Below are 21,514 nucleotides of genomic sequence, written 5' to 3'. Positions count from 1 at the left end.
GTCGATTTGAGCGTCGCCGTCGTCGTGCGGCGCGCGGCTTCAGGGGTACTGTCGGGTTTCATCGGGCTTTCCGCATGGTTTGTTGTCTCCAGTGCGAATTTTTAAACCCGTCAAAAAATTTATGGATCGCGACTTTCCGTTCCGGACATTGAGCGGAATCGATGTAATAACGAGCGGGAAAACGGGGGAGAAAAACGGGGCGGGAAGCAGAACTGGAAGCGGGGAGAGAACCGGGCCGAGAAGCGGCCCGGCCGCCATGCTGGAAACTCGGTGCGGGGAAACGCACAGCGGTGCTGGTGCAACGCAAGGGAACCGATCGGAGTGCAGCCGCGCACGCGTTCGAACACGGCACGACAAAGGCTGCGCGCGCGGCTCAAGGCCGCACGGCGACGGAGAGCGCACCAGGCAAACACGACGGCCTGATCGACGCATCGCGCCCTTCGCAATGCACCGACAGCGGCGGACATGAAAAGGCCGGCCATCGATATGACCGGCCCTTGCGTAATCGGCCTGCTTCAAACGACCACGCGCGTCATCACACCGGTGAGTGCCGAGTTCGCGCAGCCGTCCGCGAATGCCCGGGAGGGCGCGCTCAGTTGTACCCGAGAATCGCGACCGTCGCGACATCCGGCCGGTCGAACTGGCTGCCGACGAGCGACACCGTCGGCTCCTGCAGCACCGCCTGATACGACGACACGCGCACGTCGTCCGCGTCATCGCCTGCCGCGTCTGCGAAATCGTCCATCCCGACAAAGAACTCGGGCTTCATCTGCGAAAAAGTCATCTCCACTCCTATGTATGCAATAGATGGTCTATGCCACTTGCTTCAATTTCACCGCACGCGACGGCTCGCCGTCGTGTGCGGCTTCCGCATGCGCGAGCTGCGCGCGCGTGCGCCGCGTGATGTGGATCACCGCGAGCACGACCGGCGCGATCAGCAGGCCTTCCGCCAGCTCGGGATCGACCGGCAGGCTGAGCACGTGCAGTGCCTTGAATGCCGCCGCTGCGAGCGACAGCACGTAATACGAGATCGCCGCGACGGACAGGCCTTCCACCGCGTGCTGCAGATGCAACTGGTTGCGCGCGGTGCGCTCCATGCCGGCGAGCAGCCGCGTGACGTCCTTTTCCTGCGCGAGATTGACGCGCGTGCGCAGCAGGTCGACCGCGCGCGCGATGCGAGCCGCGATCTGTTCGTGACGCGCCCACACGCTGCGGCAGGTCTCCATCGCCGGCGCGAAGCGCCGCTCCATGAATTCAGCGATCGTCGGCATGCCTTCGATACGTTCCTCGCGCAATTCGTGAATGCGCGCGAGCACGAGCTTCTCGTACGCACGCGACGCGCTGAAGCGTCCGCCGGACCCCGACAGCGATTCGACGCGCACCGCCAGGTGCGTGAGCCTGACCAGCAGCGCCGCATCGTCGCCGTTCGCGCCGCTCGCGTCCATGCTCTGCATCAGCGCCTGCAGCGACGCGTGGATGTCGTCGAGCTCGCGGCTCATCCGGCGCGCGACCGGCAGCGCGAGCAGCGCCATCATCCGGTACGTTTCGATTTCATAGAGACGCTGCAGCAGGCGGCCGCCCTGCTCTTCGCGGAAATCCTCGTCGACGACGAGAAAGCGCATGAAGCCGTCGGGCCGCACGTGCCAGTCGCAGAACACCTTGCCGCCGCCGAGCACGTTGCTGCCGACGAGAATCGGTCCGTCGATCCAGCGGCGCAGGTCGCCGCAGACGAGCTTCGCGGCGGCGCCCGACACCAGCTCCATCCGCACCGCGACGAAACGGATTCCGTTCAGGCGTGCGAACCAGCTGGGCGGGATCCCTTCGATCGCGAGATCGTCGAAATAGCCGGTGTCGCGGCGTGGCGCGACGAACGTGAAGGTCGAGAATTCGGTGTGCCGCTCCCACTTCAGGTACCAGCCGCTCAGCGACTGCACCGCGTGGTGCGTTGCGCCGTCTTGCGGCGACGGGAGGCCCGCGTCGCGGCACAGCGTGTGCAGCAGCGTGTCGTGGATGTCCGGCTGACCGTCCGAATAGATCGCGTAATGGGTCAGCGAAACGGATTCGGCCAGCCGCAGGAACGGCCGGGCATGCAATTCCGCGGCCAGAGCGGCGCGCAACGGATGGTCCATCATCGATACACCACTTTTTCCTTGTTCAACGCCGCGGCTTCGACATACCGACATGCCATGCCCTAGGCGCAACGCACCGTCAGCCGCAGCGGAATCGCTAGCGTGAGTGCACTATGGCAGACACATAACGACAATAAAAACGCATAATGCTGATCGTTACGTTCAGTTTTCCTGATACCGATGAAGATGCTCGATCACGACGTGCTCGCCACCGTCGTCGCGGTCGCGGAGACCGGCAACATGACCCGGGCCGCCGAAGCCGTGAACCGCTCGCAATCCGCCGTCAGCATGCAGATCAAGAGTCTCGAGGATGCGCTCGGGCGGCCGCTGTTCGTGCGCCGTCCGCGCAGCATCGTGCTGACGCGCGAGGGCGAGGTGCTGCTGGGCTTTGCCCGGCGGATGCTCGCGCTGCGCGACGAGGCGTGGGCGGCCGTCGTGCGGCCGGAAGTGACCGGCAAGGTCGTGATCGGCGTGCCGGACGACTATGCGTCGTCGCTTCTTCCTTCAGTGCTTAAGAAATTCTCGGCGTCGTATCCGAAGGTCGAGATCCAGGTGATCGGGCTGCCGAGCAGCGCGCTCGCGCCGCTGATCAAGGACGGCACCGTCGATCTCGTGTGCGGCACGCGCGTGAAGGGACTGTCCGGCGATTTCGTGCGGCACGAGCCGATGGCGTGGGCGGCGATGACGAACGGGCCGCGCGTATGGGAGGAACGTCCGCTGCCGATCGCGGTGTTCATGCCGGGCAGCGTCGCGCGCGAAAACGCGATCCGCAGCCTCGAGCGCGCGAAGTTGCCGTACCGGACCTCGTACGAAAGCCCGAGCCTGCTCGGGCTGATCAGCATGGTGGAAGCGGGGCTCGCAGTCGCGCCGCTCGCGCGCTGCGCGATTCCGTCGCAACTGACGGTGCTCGGCCGCTCGCACGGGCTGCCCGACCTGCCGCCGCTCGAGCTGATCCTCGCGCGCAGCACGAAGTCGAAGCGGCCGCCGTGCGACTTCCTCGCGGAACAGATCATGGAAGATCTGCAGCGGCAGACGGGGCAGACGGGCGACGCGTAAGTGCAAGCGTGAGTGCGCGTGCGCGGTCAAACGGTGCGCCGGCGGCGGCCGCGGTCACGCGCGCTGCCGCACTCACTTCTTTCTCGGATCGTCCGCCGGGTTCACATACACGATCCCCCACGGCCCGTTCACGTTGATCTGGAGCACGGTTTCTTCGCTGGTCCACGCGAAGTGGTGCATCCTCGGCGGCATCACGATCATGCTGCCGGGCCCGAGCGGCCGCGATTTCTCCGGGTCGAGCGTGTCGCCCATCCCGTAGTTGAACATGCCGGACAGCACGGTGACCCGTTCGGTGTTCGGGTGCCAGTGCGGTGCGACCTTCGCGTTGGCCGGTAATCTGACGCGCGCGACGATCGGCCCCTTCTTGTCCATTTTTCCTTCGAGAATCGCGATCTTTGCGCCAGGCACCAGCGAAAAATCTTCCCATTTGATTTCGTCGGGCGTCACGATCATCACTTGGCTCGCCGACTGCGTCCATCCCGTCGGCGGCGCGGCCAGACAGGCCGCGACGACCAGCACGGGAATCGAGAATTGCCTGCTTTTCATTGTGCTCTCCTTGTGACGGCCACGGCGCGGCCGGACCGGCCACGCACCAGGACTTCGCCGTTTCCCGCACCGACGCTGCCGTTCGACAGCGAATAGCTGTTCGCAGCGAAGCTTTATCGAACATAGGAGAGGCACTGCACGATGCCAGTGAGACAAACCCGGAACGGCCGGGCCGGCACGATCTGACGAATGCCGAACGCCGGGAAGTCAAACTTCCGTGGAAGGCGCCGCGGCACACAACGCCGCGTTCACGACCGCGGCAATCTCGTCGACGAGCCCTTCCAGCGTCGCGCCTTCGAGCCGGCGATTCGTCACGTCGACGTGCTCGACGCCTTGCCCGGGCCCTTGCGGCCCCGACTGCACCGACAGCCGCGCGCCGAACCGGCTGCCGTGATGCTTGCCGAACGTGCCGACGCGCCGCCCGACCGCATAGTGCTGCTCGGGGAGCATCAGGCAGATCTCGACCGCCACCTGCTCCGGATCCCGCGCACGCGCGGCGGCATCGAGCGTCGGCGCGAACGCCCTGGAAATGCGGAATGCGATGCATGAATCCCACACCGCGAGCGGTCCGCCGATCGCGTTCAGGCAGTCGGTGTCGACCGACCATTCATGATGCTCGGGCACGCCGATCGCCTGCCTCAGCAGCACGTCGGCGGTTCGCACGGTCGCGCGGACCTGCCGCTCGAGCTGCGAATTCGACGGCAACTGCACGCGCGAGAGTGCACGCGCAACCCGCGGCGACGCGACACGCGCAACCGCAACACGCAGATTTTCTGTCAGGTACATAGCTTGTCCGTTCTCGTAGACGGCGCCGCGCGTATCGACGCGCGAGCGCGGAAGTCACGCTGACGCCCGGGGAATCCGGCGGTTCAACGTGCGACACGCAACATCGTGTCGAGCGCTGCCCGCGTCGCTTACCTGCTCGCGACAGCGGCTCGCGAGCGCCATGTAGCCGGCCCGATCGTCGCATCGGGCAGCAGGCCGATCAGCGTATGCAACGTGAAATCGATGTCTTCGGACGCGATGTCGAGCAGCACGCGAATCTCGTTGTGCACGGCGCGCATGCCGGACACATAGACGCCGAGCGGGGAACGCAGCAGTGTCGTCAGCCGCTGCCGCGTGAGGCCGTCCGATCCGGATGCGAGCGTCACCGGCACCAGCAGGCGCTGTGACGGAAACGGGATGACGTTGTCGGGCGGGATCGGCGATTTGGCAGGCGCCGCGCGGAGCGGCGCCGTGGCGAGTCGGTTCGGAACCATGTGGCGGAGTTGAGCCGGTTCGGCTTGTCAGGACAGTTCGAGCTTAGAAGAACCGGTATAAAGGCGGTGCAAAAAACCGGGCAGCGGGCGAAAAGAATGCGTGTCGTTCAGACCCCGCATTCACGCATCGTCGCGATGCGTCACGGCGCACGCGCAGCGCCGAAGGCCACCCGCTCCGGCGACTTCGCGTCGCACGCCCCGCCTGCGCGAACTCGCTGCGACCCGCGCGACCGCTCCCCGCGCGCTACGCGAACGCCTCGACCGACGCGCGCCGCCGCTCGTCGACCATCGACTCGACCAGCGACGCGAGGTCGTCGGTGGACGGATCGCAGATGCCGGGCGAGCGATGCAGCTCGAGATCGGCGGGCGGCAGCGGCGGCAGGCCTTCTTCAGCGCCGAGCACGCGCCAGTTCGCAGGCAGCGTGCAGCGGTCGATCATCGTCACGGCGGCGCCGTGATTGACCGCGACCTTGATGCCGGTCGGGCTCTGGCTCGTATAGACGACGTGATACGGCCGATCGATCGACGCGAGCGCCTGCAGCCCGCGCTGCCGATAGCAGCACGTCTCCGGAAACAGCGCGAGCGGCACCGATGCCTGTGGGTCGAGCGCGAAGTCCCGATGCGCGGCCCACACCACTTCCTCGCGGCCGAGATGCCGGCCGCCCGCCTGCGCGCCATGCCGCACGACGAGCGCGACGTCGAGCTCGCCGGCCTGCAGCCGCTCGAGCAGCTCGAGCGACATCCGGCAATGCACGTGCAGCCGCGCGCCCGGCCGCAGCGCGTAGAACGCCTTCAGCAGGTCGGGCAGCCACAGTTCCGCATAGTCCTCCGGCAGTCCGAAACGCAGCGCGCCGTGATGGCTGCTGCTCTGCTTCAGCGCGATGATCGCTTCGTTCTGCACCTGGATGATGCGCCGCGCGTAGATCAGGAAGTTCTCGCCGTCGCGCGACAGTTCGAGCCGCCGGCTGTTGCGCATGAACAGGTAGGTGCCGAGCCGGTCCTCGAGCGTGCGGATCCGCAGGCTGATCGTCGACTGCGTGCGATGCAGCTGCCGGGCCGCTGCGGTGAAGCCGCCGCTTTCGACGACCGCGACGAACGCCCGGATCAGCTCCGGGTCGAGCGAGCTCAGCCTCGACCAATCGGGACTTTGAATGGCAACCATCGGAATTACTCGCTTTCGAAAATGGATGAGCGGACGAAAGATAGGGTTTCGAGTACGCCGATTGTTGTCCAACACGTTCGGCCCTCCAACCCCTGATCGGGTATGACAAACCCGGAGCCGGCGCGCGTGAGCGGACGCGCCCGGCGGCCGCGGCGCGCCTGCATGGATCCGCCGGAGCCCCGCACGGCGGGCTTCGAGCGGCATCCCAAAGGGATTACCCGGAGATGAGCGGACCTCATACCCCGATCAGGAAACATCGTTTCACGGGCGGCGTCGCGGCCACCCAGAATCGCCCCACTCAACGTCACAACCTCATCGACGAGACATCGCAATGACCTCTTCTCCCCGCAAGTCGCTGTACATCGGCGAAGGCTTCGAAGGCCCCGGCGTCAACCTCGCGCACATCAACGTGCTGATCGGCCCGCGCGACGGCCCCGCCGGGCAGGCGTTCGCAACCGCGCTCGCGACGCCGTCCGCCGGCCACGCGCCGTTCGTGGTGATCGCGCAGCCCGGCGTGCCGACCAAGCCGCTCACGCTCTACGTGAACAAGGCGCAGATCGTCGGGGACTTCCACGGCAACGCGACGTGGGGTGCGTCGCAGGCAGGCATCGCGAAGGCGGTCGCCGAGGCGCTCGAGAACGGCACGCTGCCGCCCGAAGCGGAGAACGACTGGGTCGTCGTGTCGGCGAACTGGGTCAACCCGCAGACCGACGATCTCGACGCGGTGTTCGAGAACAACTACCGCGCATGCCGCAACGCGATCGTCGCGGCGATGGAAGGCCTGCCGCACCGCGACGCGGTGTTCGCCGCCGCGCGCGAGGTCTCGAATCCGTTCTACACGCCCAAGCAACGCTGAAAAACAACGCGCAGCCGGCACGGCCGCGCATGGAGGAAACATGGAATACGTCCGCCTCGGCCAGTCCGGCCTGAAGGTGTCGCGCCTGTGTCTCGGCACGATGAACATGGGCACCCCGCAATGGAAGCCGTGGATCTTCGACGAGGCGCAAAGCGAGCCGATCGTGCGCCACGCGCTCGACGCCGGCGTCAACTTCATCGATCTCGCCGACTTCTATTCGACGGGCGTCGGCGAAGAAGTGGTCGGCCGCATCCTGAAGCGCGCCGCGCGCCGCGACGAAATCGTCGTGACGACCAAGGTCGGCTACGACATGGGCGCGTACCCGAATGCGGGCGGGCACTCGCGCAAGCACATCCTCGACGGGATCGACGGCTCGCTCACGCGGCTCGGGATGGATTACGTCGACATCTACATGCTGCACTTCTTCGACGTGAACACGCCGGTCGAGGAAACGATGAGCGCGATGCACGACATCGTGCGCGCCGGCAAGGCGCGCTACATCGGCGTATCGACGATGTACACGTGGCAGTTCGCGAAGATCATGCAGGCATGCGAGCGCAACGGCTGGGACAAGCCGATCAACATGCAGCTGCAACTCAATCTCGCGTATCGCGAGGAAGAGCGCGAGATGGTGCCGTACTGCGTCGACCAGGGCGTCGGCGTGTCGGTGTTCAGCCCGCTCGCGCGCGGCCTGCTGACCTGCGAACCGCAATCGACGCGCAACCAGACCGACTTCTTCACCGCGCAGATGTACGGCGACCCGGCCTCGCGCGCCATCGCGGAATCGGTCGCGAAAGTCGCGAAGCGGCGCGGCGTGCCGCCCGCGCAGATCGCGCAGGCGTGGGTGCTCGGCCGGCAGGGTGTCGCGAGCGTGCTGGTCGGCGCGGATTCGGTCGCGCAATTCGACAGTGCGCTCGGCGCGCTCGAAACGCAGCTCACCGACGAAGAGCTGTACGAGCTCGAACGCAATTACACGCCGTGCGACCTGATCAACGACTACACGGCCGGCAAGCGCATCGCGCGCGAGTCGCGCCCGGCGCAAGGCAGCTTCGCGGCAGACTGAAGGAATCGAATCACGATGAGCGAATTTCTGAGAACCGGACACTACATCGGCGGCGAATGGCACGAACCGCGCGGCGACGATGATGCAACCTACGCGGTGCTGAACCCGGCGACCGGCGAAACGGTCGCGCAGGTCGCGAAGGGCGGCGCGGACGAAACGCGGCGCGCGATCGCGGCGGCCGAACGTGCATGGCCCGCGTGGCGCGCGCTGACCGCGAAGGAGCGCGGCGCGCGCGTGAAGCGCTGGGGCGAACTGATGCTCGAGCATCGCGACGCGCTGGCCGAGCTGCTCACGCGCGAACAGGGCAAGCCGCTCGCGGAGGCGCGCGGCGAGGTCGGCTACGCGGCGAGCTTTCTCGAGTGGTTCGCCGAAGAAGCGAAACGGATGTACGGTGACGTGATCCCCAGCCCGAAGCCGGATTCGCAGATCGTCGTCACGCGCGAGCCGGTTGGCGTCGTCGCGGCGATCACGCCGTGGAATTTCCCGCTCGCGATGATCACGCGCAAGGCCGGCCCCGCGCTCGCGGCCGGTTGCACGATGGTGCTGAAGCCGTCGGAGGAGACGCCGCTGTCCGCGTTCGCGCTCGCGGTGCTCGCCGAGCGCGCGGGCATCCCGGCCGGCGTGTTCAACGTCGTGTCCGGCGACGCTGTGGCGATCGGTTCCGTGCTGACTGAATCGCCGGCCGTGCGCAAGCTGTCGTTCACGGGCTCGACGCGCGTCGGCAAGCTGCTCGCGAAGCAGTCGGCCGACACGCTGAAGAAGCTGTCGCTCGAACTCGGCGGCAACGCGCCGTTCATCGTGTTCGACGATGCCGATCTCGACGCGGCAGTCGTTGGCGCGATCGCATCGAAGTTCCGCAATACGGGGCAGACCTGCGTATGCGTGAACCGCTTCCTCGTGCAGGACGGCGTGTACGACGCGTTCACGCGCAAGCTCGCCGAGGCCGTGCGCACGTTGCGCGTCGGCAATGCGCTCACGGGCGACGTCGAACAGGGGCCGCTGATCAACGCGGCGGCGCTCGCGAAGGTCGAGGCGCACGTCGCCGACGCGACGGCCAAGGGCGCACACGTGCTCACGGGCGGCCGGCGTCACGCGCTCGGCGGCACGTTCTACGAGCCGACCGTGCTGACGGGGATGACGCCCGGCATGCTGATCGCCGGCGAAGAAACCTTCGGCCCGGTCGCCGCATGCTTCCGCTTCGCGACCGAGGACGAAGCGATCGCCGCCGCGAACGACACGCCGTTCGGGCTGTCCGCATACTTCTACACGAGCGACCTCGGCCGCGCGTGGCGTGTCGCGGGCGCGCTGGAAAGCGGGATGGTCGGCGTCAATGACGGGATCATCTCGACCGAAGTCGCGCCGTTCGGCGGCGTCAAGCAGTCGGGGCTCGGCCGCGAAGGCTCGAAGTACGGCATCGACGAATACGTCGAACTGAAGTACACGCTGATGGCCGGGCTTGGCCGTTGATCTTCACGCGACGATGTGCACGCTCGCGGGCGTGCTGCTCGTCGGGATGATCGTGTCGATCGCGTGGGTGCCGGAGACGCGGTATCCGACGCTCGAGGAGGCGTCGGGGCATAGACGAAAAGCAAGCGGGTTCCGGCTGACAAGGTCAGCCGCCCCGTCTTCCACCTGGCCATTTGGTGGACTCGGCCTGCCGGATTCGCGGCGATATGCTGGGATCTTTCCGCTCAACGTCTCCACTATGGTTACCAAACGTGTCGATCTCGGCCATACGTTGCCGTACGAGACGACGTTTTTCGACGATCGACTGGCAATCGATCGAAACGATCTGGACATCGCCGCGTTGCTTGGCGTGGAGGGTGAAGTCTCCGACGAACTGCTCGTCTCGTTATGCGGAGCGCCGGCCGGGTCGGACATCCAGGCCTATCTCGACAGCGCGGGCAGACTGACATTCGCCGTCACTCACCCCACGTTGATTCGGTCCGAGAATCGCATATCGGTAGTCCAAATCTCTGACGCACGGGTGCTCGAACTCAGGACAATCGACCTGGCTGACAACGCAATCGCCGGACTCGGAGCGGCGATGCTCTGGAGAATTGTTCGGGCATGTGATACGTTGGGAATCGCCCGGATCAGCGCTTTGGCAATGGGCGGCCGCAAGGCGGCGCCGGAACCCGGCGGCCCGCGGCTCTATGGATACTACGCGTGGCCGAGGTTCGGCTTCGACGCGCCCATTCCCGGCGAGCACAGCGACGAAGCAACACTTTTCCAGTATTTCCAGGGATACCCGGTCGGGTTAGCCGACGGGTCACTTCGGTCACTGCGCGCACTCTACGCAACTCGGTTCGGGAGAGACTTCTGGCGAGCAGTTGGATCTCATCGCTGGGTCACATTCGACGTTGCGCCGCATGGCGAGTCCGTGCTGGCGTTGCAAGCCTACTTGATCGAAAAGGGGATTTACGGATGACCGAAAAGCACAGTCCGATCGCTGGATTCCGAATCGCGCGGCCTGCGGCGCGGCGCGGTCGCACGATGAGCGAGCATCGTCCCGTTCTTCGCTCGGAAGTCAGGCAACTCATTGAAGAGCTCGTCGCGAACGAACTCCGTCAGAGCCTGGCGAGCGTCATGCGCACGTCCGCCGTCGAACCTGTCGCACGGCCGGCCAGCGAGCCGGCACCCCAGCCGCCAAGAAAAGTCTTCAACGTGGGGCGCATCGATCCCGCGAAGTGCAAGTTGCCCATTTTCTCGGACGCCGAGGCCGAGGCCATGGCTCGCCGGGAAACGCTCATGCACTTCGGACAGAATCCCGATCTGTAGCTTGCCGCGGCAACGAGAAGGCCATAGTCATCATGCCGTTCAGTCGTACTACTGAGCGGCATTCTTGCTCCAGTCATCGTCCCAGTTCGACACTGATCATGATGATCTCCAGTTGGTAACAGTCTCTGACAGATTGGGAAATCGCCGCCAAAACGATCGGCAAGCCATCCTTGCCAAAGCAACAAACCAACCGACCGCGCGAGACGAGATCCGTTCCGCACCGCTACCCCTTCCTCGCCGCCTGCTCCCTCAACCACTCGGCAAACGCACGCACGTGCTCGACCGCGACGCCAACCGGCGCGACATCGAGCCAATACCCGAACGGCCCGATCGCCTGCACCGGCGACAGCCGCACGAGGCTGCCCTCGCCGAGTTCCTCCTCGATCATGTTCAGGTCGACGACCGCGAGCCCCGCGCCCTTGCGCGCCGCATGGATCGCCTGCTCGAGCGTCGAGAATTCGATGCCGTCGCCGATGCTGTCGATGCTCACGCCGGCCTGCGCGCACCAGTCCGCCCACAGCGTCAGGCGCTTGCCTTCGTGCAGCACATGCAGCGGCGGCACCCTGCCGAACAGTGTGTCGAGCGGCGCCCCCCGGAAGCGCGGCGCGCCGACGAGCGCGTGGCGCTCCATCAACAGCAGTTCCGATTGCATGCCCGGCCGCGCCGCGCGGCCGAAGCGGATATGGCAATCGCAGTCGTCGGCCGGCTCGGTGCGGATCGACAGGTCGACGTCGGGCAGCGCCTCCGCGAGCGTGCCGAGCCGCGGCGAAAACCATTGCGTCGCGAACGTCGGCGGCAGCGACACCGTGAGGCGACGCTTCGCGCCGGGCCGCGCGGCCGCGATCGCGCCGACACCGCGCTCGATCGTGTCGAACGCCTGCTCGATGAACGGCAACAGCCGCTCGCCGGCGTCCGTGAGCCGCACGCCCTTGTGATCGCGCTCGAACAGGCGCGCGCCGAGCGCGTCCTCGAGCAGCCGGATCTGCCGGCTCACCGCGCCCTGTGTGACGCACAGCGACGTGGCCGCGCGATTGAAGCTCAAATGACGCGCGGTCTCCTCGAAAAATCGCAAGGCAAGCAGCGATGGCAAGCGTCGCATGATGTCCGTTTCCTCTCTTCCGTCGTTCTGCCGGGTGGCCCCGCCGGCATGGATGCGGGCAGCTTTATGGCAGATAAGCGCAACGCCCGGCAGGCAGTGAAAACCCTGATATCGCGCCGCGCGCGATGTTTCCGCGGGCGGTGCGCGGCTCGCCGGACGCACGCGTCAAGCGGCTCGCGCGGGGCGCAGCCAGCCGCATGCCGTGCACCACCCGGCTGCGCGCCAGGCCCCGCTCATGCTATCCACCGCCGCCCGCGCGCCAAAGCCCCGTCGCATGCGATTCACCGCCGCCCACGCGCCAAAGCCCCGTCGCACGCCATCCACCGCCGCCCGCGCGCCTACAATAAGCATCCCTTCACTGACCGACAACGACGCCCGTGAGACGCAAGATGCCGGCGCTGAACGCGCTGAAAGCCTTCGAGATGGCCGGCCGCACCGGCAGCTTCACGCGCGCCGCGGAACTGCTCAACGTCACGCAGAGCGCGGTGAGTCGCCAGGTCCGGCAGCTCGAAGGCCAACTCGGCGAGACGCTGCTCGAACGCCGTCACCACCAGCTCGAGCTGACCGCGGCCGGCCGCGTGCTGCTGCGCGCGCTGCAGCAGTCGTTCGACAAGATCGAGCTGACGGTGCGCAGCCTGCAGGAAAAGACGCACCTGAACCGGCTGCGCGTGAACGTCCCGCCGACCTTCGCCGCGCGCTGGCTAATGCCGCGTCTCGGCCGATTGCGCGACGCGCATCCGGAATTCGAACTGAGCCTCACCACGCGGATCCACGACAGCCTCGGCGAATCGCGCGTGCTCGACTGCGCGATCCGTTTCGGCGACGGCGAATGGGACGGCTTCGACAATGCGCTGCTGATGCAGGAGCAGCATATCGCCGTCTGCGCGCCCGCGCTGTACGCGCGGCTGCGGCAGGACGGCGCGCCGATCGACCTGAACCGCTTCACGCTGCTGCACGTGCTCGCGACCGACGACCAGCGCTACCTGACCTGGCAGCACTGGCTGAAGGCGGCCGGCATCGCCGACGTCGACACGCGCGGCGGCTACGAATTCGACCTGCTCGACCATGCGATCCGCGCGGCGATCGACGGCCTCGGGATCACGATCGCCGACCGCCACATGGTCGCGCGCGAACTCGCAACCGGCCAGCTGATGCAGGTGCTCAACGTGCATGTCGACGGCCACCAGTCGTACTGGTTCGTCACCCGCCCCGAGCAGACGAACCTGCCGCACATCGTGCAGTTCCGCGACTGGCTGCAGCAGGAAGTGTGGCTGTCGAAGCGCCACCTCGAGCCGTCGTCGCCTCTGCCGCAACCGCCGCTGGGCTGACTGGGCGCTACGTTGCCCGTAGAGACTTCATACATCTTTCAAAAATAATTTTGGTCGCCGTGCTTCAATTGATCGCGAACGCGAACAGGGCGATGCATCACAACGCCTGCTTTATCTATCGAGGGTTGTTGTGCCGGCTGCGTCACTGGCACCGGTCGGCGTCGGGATGTCAACAAACTCGACGGATTCAAGAATCGCCTTAATCCGATTAAGATCGCTGCGCATCTTTCGATCTGCTAGCCACTGAACCGGAGTGTTTCCGCACAACGCATGGGTGTCGTGAGTCAGGCAGAAATGGAAAACGCGAGCCCGACGCCGCTCGTCACCCGTAGTCTCATCCTCGGTGTACGCTATCCCGGCCCAATTTTTCCCCTTCAGCGGGATCGTTCGAGCATTCGCCTGCTTATCGAATGGAACAAACTCAGGTCCATCAACCGGACCATACCTCAACCATTGGCCATCAACGTACTTCGCATTCTGGGCTGTAGTAATTCGCTCTTCGTTGGCGTCTACACAGACCATGCCGAAACCACCAGCTCGAAAGGCCATCGGACCGGTTATGGGGAGGTAGTACGCGCCCTGCCGTGGCGGCGAGCTATCAGGGCGAGGCGCCCGAAACTCACCACCAAACATATTCGCGATACTGAACCTACATGAACCGACAACATGCTCAACCGTTGTCGATTCCTCGGTCGAATTGTGAATGGATTCGCAAGCGCCAACAGTATTGAAGGTTTGTGATGCGGCCAAGCCAATTACACAGAGGCCAAGAATCAGTTTCTTCATCTGAATAACCCCCGCGTTACCAGTCAGGAAGTTCTTTCATCGCCCCATCCGCACCAGGGAACCAAATCCCTTCCGTTAATATGACAAGCGCAGCCGTATACGCCTGATATCGCGCCTGAAGACCATTGATTGCAGAAAAATTGCTTGATGGATACCCGACATTCACCGTGGCCGCAACTCTTCCGAACGGTTCGCTACTGTAAAAGGGCCTCGACGTGTTGCCGACATGTTTCGTCTCACGTCGCAAAGCCGGCGGCTCGTCGGCAGGCCTGGCCGCATTCGACCATGCCCAGTACGCGCCAGCACTGTCAGATGCGTCAAATTCTAGCGTCGCCACATCGTCCCGCCACTTCTTCATATCAGTAGGCACATAGGCGTCCGCAGCCACCAAGCCCGCATTGTTACGCATGCGATTCGACGTAGAAGCAGCATGGTGCAGTCGGTCCGCCAGTGTTTGGTCCACCTTTCGACCGCGAAAACGCCAGTACTTAACGTAGTTGTCGGGCCAAGTTAATTGCAAGCATCCACGACCGAACCACGGGAAGTATCGCTGACGGTCAGGCGAGCCCTCTGCCAGCAGCCGAAACCATTGCGTTTCCTGTGTCGCATTACCCAGAAATGCTGCCTGCCGCAATGCAGTCTGAATACCATACTTGCGCATCGCCTTATTCAGTTCGATGGAAAACTCATTTACGGCGGCTATCTGCGGGCGCACCGGCTCTGAAACCCATTTCGAGGCGGACGCCAGACGCAGAGCTGTTGGTGGAAACACTCTTCTTAGATCTGCCGCGCTTAACCACCTACATCTTCTGAAATGCCGAATGAACGCAAGTGGATGGAAGAACCACACCTTCCCTCCGGAAGGCAGGTCGGTCTTATCCCAGAACTGAAGCTCTGTCACGAATTCCAGAAACTGGTTGTAGGCATCCTGGTTGCCCTCGAAGTGTTCACCTTCGTCCAGCAGGTTTCGGTAGCGAGATTCAAGATTCGCGCTGTCCCATTCGCTCGGCGCCTCGCAGATGAATCCACGCAGCAGGTCCCGGACCGCCCGGTGGTCCGAGTCACTTACGTAGTGCCGCATCGCCTCGTTCTTCTGCGGTGCAGTCTGCGGGTCGGTCGGCGAGTTGGCTCCGGGAAGTTCGACGTTTCCGACGGCTGCACGGACAAGGGCCTTGAGCTTATCCAGATCCCACAGACCGTTCGCGTCGAACGGCGAATCGGCCGACGCCTGTATCTTCCGCCACCCCATGAAGGGCGGGAAATCTGAGTCCGACAGCTTTTTGATCGCCGATTTGCTGATGTCTAGATAGCCCTGCTGCCCACTGGCGAACGGGATGCAATACCATGTCGCGGGAGATTCGGTCTTTCCGAGAATCCGCCCGAACCGCAGCATCTCGTAGCCATCGCTCGGGCAACCCGGATACAGCGCACTCGCCCGCTCGTACATGTCATATTCAAATGCAGGCTCGCTGACTGGCTTGTCGGTCAACAGCGTCCGGCTTCCGTCGTCTGCCACGCTCCATACGTTCGTGCATTTGTCTCCCTTGTGGAAGAACACCTCGACATGCAACGGATGTTCGTTCTGCCCGCTCAGTTTCCGAGGAAACTCGATTTCGTTGAGCTTGTTGAGCGCGTCCACACCCGGCGGCTGTGCGAAAAAGGTCTGATCTGTGGGAATCATGTAGTGGCAGTGCCCCCAGCAGTCGTCCCCCTGCGCGGTCTCGACCGACTGATGCCCCAACTGTGTCGCGCCAAAGTAGGCTTCGAAATCGCCCGGCTTCATGAAGATCTCGAAGTGCACATGCCACTGACCATCCTGACACTGCCCGACGTAGCCGAGGATGTCCTTGCGGCGAATTTTCTTGCCGTCACCGGAGACCGGGCCCTCGGTGTCGTGCCGAAGCCACTCGGGCATGCTCGACGGCGGCAGAATGCCGTCCTGCATCATGGTAGTCAGGTCACACAGGTGCATGTACAGCGAATAGAACGTAAGCGTCCTGCCTTCGCCCGTCTCGGTCCTGTGCTTGAGCAGCACGAACCCGGCGTTGGTGTTCTTGTTGTTATGAACATCCGCGATCGGGTGCTGGCAAATACGGTACGCGACGACCTCGCCGTCCGCGATGGCGCGCACCGGCAGCGAGCGGTCATCCCACGGAACGAGATGCAGGCCGGCATGCCAGCGGCGATCGAAAGCGATCGGATAGGTGCCGTCGTTGTCGGTCATCGTGTCAAGTACATCCATCAACGGATCTTCTGCCGTTGAACCCGCAGGAACATGGGGCAGGAAAGGCGGACTGATAATCATGGGCGTCAGTGCGAGAGAGAGCAGTTGTCGAGTGGATTCGGGCTACTTTGGGGTAGCGTGGGCGATGATGAGCGGGCGCTGCCGGACTGCTCGAACGCGGACGATCCAGCCTTGATCTTGAATGCACATAAGGGGCTGCTCGAATTTGTCGTCGAGTCCTTCGAGCGCGAATTCGACGTCGCAGGATTCGAACAGGTTGCGATCGACGATCGCATCGGCGATTCAGTTCGCGAAACGATCGGTCCACGAACACTGCCGAGTCATGGACCGATTCGAGGAGCGCGAGGAACGGCTTCAGACGCAGCTGGTAGGTCGATTCGTCCCGTGTCGTCTTGATTCGCGTCCACGGCGTGACGATGCCGTGCACGATGCGTGCGGTGTGAAGAATCGGCTCAATCATCCCCGGCGTTGACGGCGCTGAGACGTGCTCGTCGATAATGAAGACCGCCAGCCGCTCGACACTGACCCACCGTGTCTGTTCGTCGAAGTTAATGAGGCCGGCCAGAACGGCATGTTGATCGCCTCCGTGGGTTCGAACGCGTACGCGGCGAGCGGAGACGCCATCGTCGCGATCTCAAGATGGAAAGACTGGGTAACGATCGTGCTCGAATGTTTGAGCACATCTTGGATGCTTTGCATGGCGGCTATTGCTCGGAAGAGTTGCGTGGCGGCACTGGCGTCCGCCGCAGTTCCGGGAACCCGATGCCGTCGAACCCAGCGCAGTAGAACAATTCATCAGAACAATGTCCATCTGACGAGTTCGAATTTGATTTCGAACTATCGCGCCCCCCTCGCCGCGCACACCGTAACGCCCGGCCGCCCGCCAGACAGGCGATTCCGCCCGATCGACCGATTAACATGCGTTTTTCTCACGTTTTCCGAGAAAATAAGTCGTTTGTCGTGCATTAAACGCATGACCAAAATGACTCCAGTCCCGTGACGCGCGTTTCGCCACCCGCAGCGATCCGCCCGCCATCCATCGGAGGAGCCTCTTCATGCGTACCGAACGCAACTACGTCAACGGCCGATTCGTCGCCCCTGTAAGCGACGCATTCATCGCTGTCCGCAATCCCGCCACCGATGAGCCGTTCGCGCGCGTGCCCGCCGCGTCGCCCGCCGAAGCGCTCGCCGCCGTCGACGCCGCGGCCGCCGCGCAGAAGGCATGGCGCAAGCTGCCGAGCGCCGAGCGGGCCGCGTACCTGCACAAGCTCGCCGACGCGCTGACCGCCCGCGCGCCCGAGATCGGCGCGGCGCTCGCGCTGGAATCCGGCAAGAGCGTCGAGGACGCGTCGAACGAGGCCGTCTACGCGGGCCAGATCACCCGCTACCACGCGGAATGGGCGCGCCGGATCGAAGGCGAGATCATCCCGAGCGACACGCCCGACGAAAACCTGTTCCTGCACCGCGAGCCGATTGGCGTCGTCGCGTGCCTGATCCCGTTCAACTTCCCCGTCTACACGCTGCTGCGCAAGGTCGCGCCCGCGCTGATCGCCGGCAACACCGTGGTCGTGCGCCCGAGCAACCACACGCCGGTGTCCGCATTCGAGATCGCGAAGGCCGTCGACGACGCGGGTTTCCCGGCCGGCGTCGTCAACATCCTGACGATGGACCACGCGACGGCGGAAGCGCTGTGCACCCACCCGGCGGTCGGGATGATCACGCTGACGGGCAGCGTGAACGCGGGCCGCAAGGTGCTCGACTACTGCAAGGCGAACATCGCGAAGCCGTCGCTCGAACTCGGCGGCAAGACGCCCGCGATCATCGAGCCGGACGCCGATCTCGAACGCGCGGCCGCCGCGCTCGTCGCGTCGAAGACGACGCACTGCGGCCAGCTCTGCACGGCGATCGAACGCGTATATGTGCACGACAGCGTGCACGACCGCTTCGTCGCGCTGCTGAAGGACAAGATGGGCGCGATCCGCATCGGCGACCGCGCGGCCGATCCGTCGCGGATGGGGCCGCTCGTCAGCGCGTCGGCGCGCGAGCATATCCACGGGATGGTGCAGCGCGCGATCGCGGACGGCGCGACGCTCGAAACCGGCGGCGTCGTGCCCGACGGCCCCGGCTTCTTCTATCCGGCGACGCTCCTGACCGGCTGCCGGCAGGACATGGAGATCGTGCAGGAGGAAACCTTCGGCCCGATCATGCCCGTGCTCCGCTACCGGACGATCGACGACGCGCTCGCGTTCGCGAACGACCACCAGTTCGGGCTGTCGTCGGTGCTCTACACGGAGAACTACCGCACCGCGATGCAGGTCGCGAACGCGATCGAGGCCGGCGAGCTGTACGTGAACCGCACGCCCGCCGATCCGTACCAGGGCTTCCACGCAGGCTGGAAACGCTCGGGCCTCGGCGGCGACGACGGCAAGCACGGGATGCTCGAATTCACGCAGACGCGCCTCGTCGTCATGAAGTACTGAACGGCCACCGGCCGCTGACTGCCGGCACGCGGCGCGAATCCGCCCCGCGCACCGGCCCCCCCGATCCATCACCACAAAGAGACACGGAGACGTCCGCATCGCGGCGATCTCCCGGAGGAAGACACCATGCCGACCCAACCGTCGACACCTGCGCCGGCGCTTCCGCCGTCGCTCGCATCAACCGCCGATGCGCATGCTGCGCACGATTCCCGCGCGCAACGCTACCTGCAGTTGCTGCTGCTCGTGATCGCCGCCGGTGCGATCTACCCGATGCTGTACCTGCGGCAGGTGTACCAGCCGACGATGCTGCAGTTCTTCCGCATCGACGACGTGCAGCTCGGCTACCTGTACTCGTCGCTCGGCACGATCTTCCTCGTCAGCTACCTGCCGAGCGGCTGGCTCGCGGACCGTCTGTCGCCGCGCTGGCTGATCTGCTTCTCGCTGATCGCGACCGGCGCGCTCGGGCTCGTCTATGCGACGGGGCCATCGTTTCACGCGCTGGTGCTGATCTTCGGCGGCTGGGGCCTGACGACGGGCCTCACGTTCTGGGCGGCCGTGATCAAGCGCGTGAACATGATTGCCGGCCCTGACGAGCAGGGGCGCTTCTTCGGCCTGCTCGACGGCGGCCGCGGCCTCGTCGAGGCGCTGCTCGCGACGATCGCGATCACGCTGTTCGCATACGTCACGCAGACGCGCGGCAGCACCGACGCCGCCGGCTTCACGCTCGTCGTGCATCTGTACGCGTTCGTCTGCATCGCGCTCGGCGTGCTGCTCGCGCTCGTAAAGGAACCCGCGCACGATGCGCAGCGCGCCGCCGCCACGGCAACAGCAAAGGGAGCAAGCGGCCGCCGCGGCACGGGCCGCCCCGGCAACGTACTCACCGACCTGAAGACGCTCGCGGCGATCCCCGAGCTGTGGCTCGTCGCGGCGATCGTGTTCTGCGGCTACCAGGTGTTCTGGGCGACCTTCAGCTTCTCGGCCTACCTGCACGAAGGCAACTTCGGACTCAGCGTGACGGCGGCCGGCTTCATCACGACGCTGAAGCTGTGGATGCGCCCCGTCGGCGGCATCGGCGGCGGCTTTCTCGGCGACCGCGTATCGAAGGTGTCCGTGCTGTTCTGGGCGCTCGTGCTCGCGGCGCTGTCGCTCGTCGGCCTGATCGCCGCGCCGCCGCACAGCCCGCAGGCGATGCTGGTCGTGCTCGTGCTGTTCATCGGCATCCTGACCTACGCGGTGCGCGGCCTGTACTGGTCGCTGCTCGACGACTGCAAGGTGCCGCCCCATTGCGCCGGCCTCGCGATCGGGCTGATCTCGGTGATCGGCTATTCGCCGGACGTGTTCGTGCCGCTGATCAACGGCTACGTGACGCAGGCGTATCCCGGCGCGCACGGCTACCAGCTGTATTTCGGCTATATCGCGGCGATCGCGCTCTGCGGCGCGGGCGCGGCGGCCATCCTCAAACAACGCTTGAACCGCCACCAGGAGTCCGCATGAAGATCGTCTCGCTCGAAACCCACATCGTCGCCGTGCCGCCGCCGCACGTCGGCGGGATGTACTGGATCTTCGTGAAGCTCAGGACCGACGACGGGATCGAAGGCATCGGCGAGATCTACGCGGCGACGTTCCATCCGAAGGCAATGGCGCCGATCATCGAAGACGTGTTCGAACGCTACCTGCTGAACCACGATCCGCATCACGTCGAGCGGCTGTTCCGCCAGACGTATTCGAGCGGCTTCACGCAGCGGCCCGACCTGACGATGATGGGTGTCGTGAGCGGCCTCGAGATGGCGTGCTGGGACATCATCGGCAAGGCCGCCGGCAAACCCGTGTACGAACTGCTCGGCGGCCGCGTGCATGAGCGCCTGCGCTCGTACACGTACCTGTACCCGAAGAATGCGAAAGGCGAATACGACTACGACGACCCCGATCTCGCCGCCGAGTGCGCGGCCGAGAACGTGAAGCTCGGCTTCACGGCGGTCAAGTTCGATCCGGCCGGCCCGTACACGGCCTACTCGGGCCACCAGCTGTCGCTGGAAGTGCTCGACCGCTGCGAGACGTTCTGCCGCAAGGTACGCGAAGCTGTCGGCAGCAAGGCCGACCTGCTGTTCGGCACGCACGGGCAGATGGTGCCGTCGTCGGCGATCCGGCTCGCGAAGCGGCTCGAGCAATACGATCCGCTGTGGTTCGAGGAGCCTGTGCCGCCGGGGCAGGAAGAAGCGATCGCCCAGGTCGCGAAGCACACGTCGATTCCGATCGCGACCGGCGAACGCCTGACGACCAAGTACGAATTCCACACGCTGCTGCAGGCGGGCGGCGCGTCGATCCTGCAACTGAACGTCGCGCGCGTCGGCGGCCTGCTCGAAGCGAAGAAGATCGCGACGCTCGCCGAAGTGCACTACGCGCAGATCGCGCCGCACCTGTACAACGGCCCGGTCGGCGCGGCCGCGAGCATCCAGCTCGCGACGTGCACGCCGAACTTCCTGATCCAGGAAAGCATCATGACGTGGGGCGGCTTCCATGCGGAAGTCGTGAAGACGCCGATCCGCTGGGAAGACGGCTACATCATCCCGTCGACCGAGCCGGGGCTCGGGATCGAGCTCGACATGGACGTCGTGAAGCGGAACGCGCCGTACACGGGCGAGCGGCTGCACCTGCAGATGGGCGAGAAGCCCGTCGACGTGAAGGATCTCGCGCCCGCGAAGGGCTGACGCCGAAGGACACGAC

Annotated in this window: 20 protein-coding genes; 10 read left to right on the top strand and 10 right to left on the bottom strand. The window is 65.1% G+C overall.

Annotated elements, in window-relative coordinates; genetic code table 11:
* Window positions 1-592: 592 nt before the first annotated feature.
* Window positions 593-784: a hypothetical protein gene (locus tag ACV229_RS17615; protein WP_448084382.1), complete on the bottom strand. Its 192-nt coding sequence runs from the start codon at window positions 782-784 to the stop codon at window positions 593-595.
* Between the two features lie 28 nt (window positions 785-812).
* Window positions 813-2,132 carry a DUF3422 family protein gene (locus tag ACV229_RS17610; RefSeq protein ID WP_448084381.1) on the bottom strand — a complete coding sequence of 440 codons (1,320 nt, stop codon included), beginning with the start codon at window positions 2,130-2,132 and terminating at the stop codon, window positions 813-815.
* Between the two features lie 177 nt (window positions 2,133-2,309).
* Here ACV229_RS17610 and ACV229_RS17605 point away from each other — a divergent pair, with 177 nt between their 5' ends.
* Complete coding sequence (locus ACV229_RS17605; protein ID WP_448084380.1) at window positions 2,310-3,185, top strand: LysR family transcriptional regulator; 876 nt, start codon at window positions 2,310-2,312, stop codon at window positions 3,183-3,185.
* Window positions 3,186-3,257: 72 nt separating this feature from the next.
* Here the strand turns inward: ACV229_RS17605 and ACV229_RS17600 are convergent, their stop codons facing one another.
* The 4 genes from ACV229_RS17600 to ACV229_RS17585 form a co-directional block, all read right to left on the bottom strand.
* A complete protein-coding gene (locus tag ACV229_RS17600) occupies window positions 3,258-3,731 on the bottom strand; it encodes a cupin domain-containing protein (protein ID WP_448084379.1) in 474 nt (157 codons plus the stop codon).
* Window positions 3,732-3,938: 207 nt separating this feature from the next.
* Window positions 3,939-4,517 (bottom strand): hypothetical protein, encoded by a 579-nt coding sequence (locus tag ACV229_RS17595; protein ID WP_448084378.1) that lies wholly within the window; start codon window positions 4,515-4,517, stop codon window positions 3,939-3,941.
* Between the two features lie 128 nt (window positions 4,518-4,645).
* Window positions 4,646-4,990, bottom strand: a complete 345-nt coding sequence (locus ACV229_RS17590; protein WP_448084377.1) for a hypothetical protein — start codon at window positions 4,988-4,990, stop codon at window positions 4,646-4,648.
* Between the two features lie 244 nt (window positions 4,991-5,234).
* Window positions 5,235-6,152, bottom strand: coding sequence for a LysR family transcriptional regulator (locus ACV229_RS17585; protein WP_448084376.1), 918 nt, complete (start codon window positions 6,150-6,152; stop codon window positions 5,235-5,237).
* A gap of 331 nt (window positions 6,153-6,483) precedes the next feature.
* On the opposite strand from ACV229_RS17585, the gene fae reads away from it, so the two are divergent.
* From fae to ACV229_RS17560, 5 genes are all read left to right on the top strand, one after another.
* Window positions 6,484-7,008, top strand: coding sequence for a formaldehyde-activating enzyme (fae, locus tag ACV229_RS17580; RefSeq protein WP_448084375.1), 525 nt, complete (start codon window positions 6,484-6,486; stop codon window positions 7,006-7,008).
* Between the two features lie 40 nt (window positions 7,009-7,048).
* Window positions 7,049-8,071, top strand: a complete 1,023-nt coding sequence (locus tag ACV229_RS17575) for an aldo/keto reductase (protein ID WP_448084374.1) — start codon at window positions 7,049-7,051, stop codon at window positions 8,069-8,071.
* Window positions 8,072-8,086: 15 nt separating this feature from the next.
* Window positions 8,087-9,538: an NAD-dependent succinate-semialdehyde dehydrogenase gene (locus ACV229_RS17570; protein ID WP_448084373.1), complete on the top strand. Its 1,452-nt coding sequence runs from the start codon at window positions 8,087-8,089 to the stop codon at window positions 9,536-9,538.
* A gap of 238 nt (window positions 9,539-9,776) precedes the next feature.
* Window positions 9,777-10,502 (top strand): hypothetical protein, encoded by a 726-nt coding sequence (locus ACV229_RS17565; protein WP_448084390.1) that lies wholly within the window; start codon window positions 9,777-9,779, stop codon window positions 10,500-10,502.
* Window positions 10,499-10,852, top strand: coding sequence for a hypothetical protein (locus tag ACV229_RS17560; protein ID WP_448084372.1), 354 nt, complete (start codon window positions 10,499-10,501; stop codon window positions 10,850-10,852). Before ACV229_RS17565 ends, ACV229_RS17560 begins: the two co-directional genes overlap by 4 nt.
* 223 nt (window positions 10,853-11,075) lie before the next feature.
* Here ACV229_RS17560 and ACV229_RS17555 read toward each other — a convergent pair whose 3' ends face one another.
* A complete protein-coding gene (locus tag ACV229_RS17555) occupies window positions 11,076-11,951 on the bottom strand; it encodes a LysR family transcriptional regulator (protein WP_448084371.1) in 876 nt (291 codons plus the stop codon).
* A gap of 389 nt (window positions 11,952-12,340) precedes the next feature.
* Here ACV229_RS17555 and ACV229_RS17550 point away from each other — a divergent pair, with 389 nt between their 5' ends.
* The gene (locus ACV229_RS17550; RefSeq protein WP_448084389.1) at window positions 12,341-13,279 is read left to right on the top strand and encodes a LysR substrate-binding domain-containing protein; all 939 of its coding nucleotides are present in this window, start codon (window positions 12,341-12,343) and stop codon (window positions 13,277-13,279) included.
* Window positions 13,280-13,390: 111 nt separating this feature from the next.
* Here ACV229_RS17550 and ACV229_RS17545 read toward each other — a convergent pair whose 3' ends face one another.
* From ACV229_RS17545 to ACV229_RS17535, 3 genes are read right to left on the bottom strand one after another with little or no spacing between them, the layout of a single operon-like run.
* A complete protein-coding gene (locus ACV229_RS17545) occupies window positions 13,391-14,065 on the bottom strand; it encodes a hypothetical protein (RefSeq protein WP_448084370.1) in 675 nt (224 codons plus the stop codon).
* Between the two features lie 16 nt (window positions 14,066-14,081).
* Window positions 14,082-16,307, bottom strand: coding sequence for a peptidase M23 (locus ACV229_RS17540; protein ID WP_448084369.1), 2,226 nt, complete (start codon window positions 16,305-16,307; stop codon window positions 14,082-14,084).
* Window positions 16,294-16,770: a contractile injection system protein, VgrG/Pvc8 family gene (locus ACV229_RS17535; RefSeq protein WP_448084368.1), complete on the bottom strand. Its 477-nt coding sequence runs from the start codon at window positions 16,768-16,770 to the stop codon at window positions 16,294-16,296. Before ACV229_RS17535 ends, ACV229_RS17540 begins: the two co-directional genes overlap by 14 nt.
* A 595-nt stretch (window positions 16,771-17,365) precedes the next feature.
* On the opposite strand from ACV229_RS17535, the gene aldA reads away from it, so the two are divergent.
* From aldA to ACV229_RS17520, 3 genes are all read left to right on the top strand, one after another.
* Entirely contained in the window at window positions 17,366-18,790 is a 1,425-nt protein-coding gene (gene aldA, locus ACV229_RS17530) for an aldehyde dehydrogenase (RefSeq protein ID WP_448084367.1), read from the top strand.
* A gap of 126 nt (window positions 18,791-18,916) precedes the next feature.
* On the top strand, window positions 18,917-20,284 hold the full coding sequence (locus tag ACV229_RS17525; RefSeq protein ID WP_448084366.1) for an MFS transporter: 1,368 nt from the start codon (window positions 18,917-18,919) through the stop codon (window positions 20,282-20,284).
* Window positions 20,281-21,498 (top strand): mandelate racemase/muconate lactonizing enzyme family protein, encoded by a 1,218-nt coding sequence (locus ACV229_RS17520; protein ID WP_448084365.1) that lies wholly within the window; start codon window positions 20,281-20,283, stop codon window positions 21,496-21,498. Before ACV229_RS17525 ends, ACV229_RS17520 begins: the two co-directional genes overlap by 4 nt.
* The last annotated feature ends 16 nt before the right edge of the window (window positions 21,499-21,514 follow it).

This window comes from Burkholderia sp. MR1-5-21 (assembly GCF_053427715.1).
This window is presented reverse-complemented; position numbering and strand designations above follow the sequence as displayed.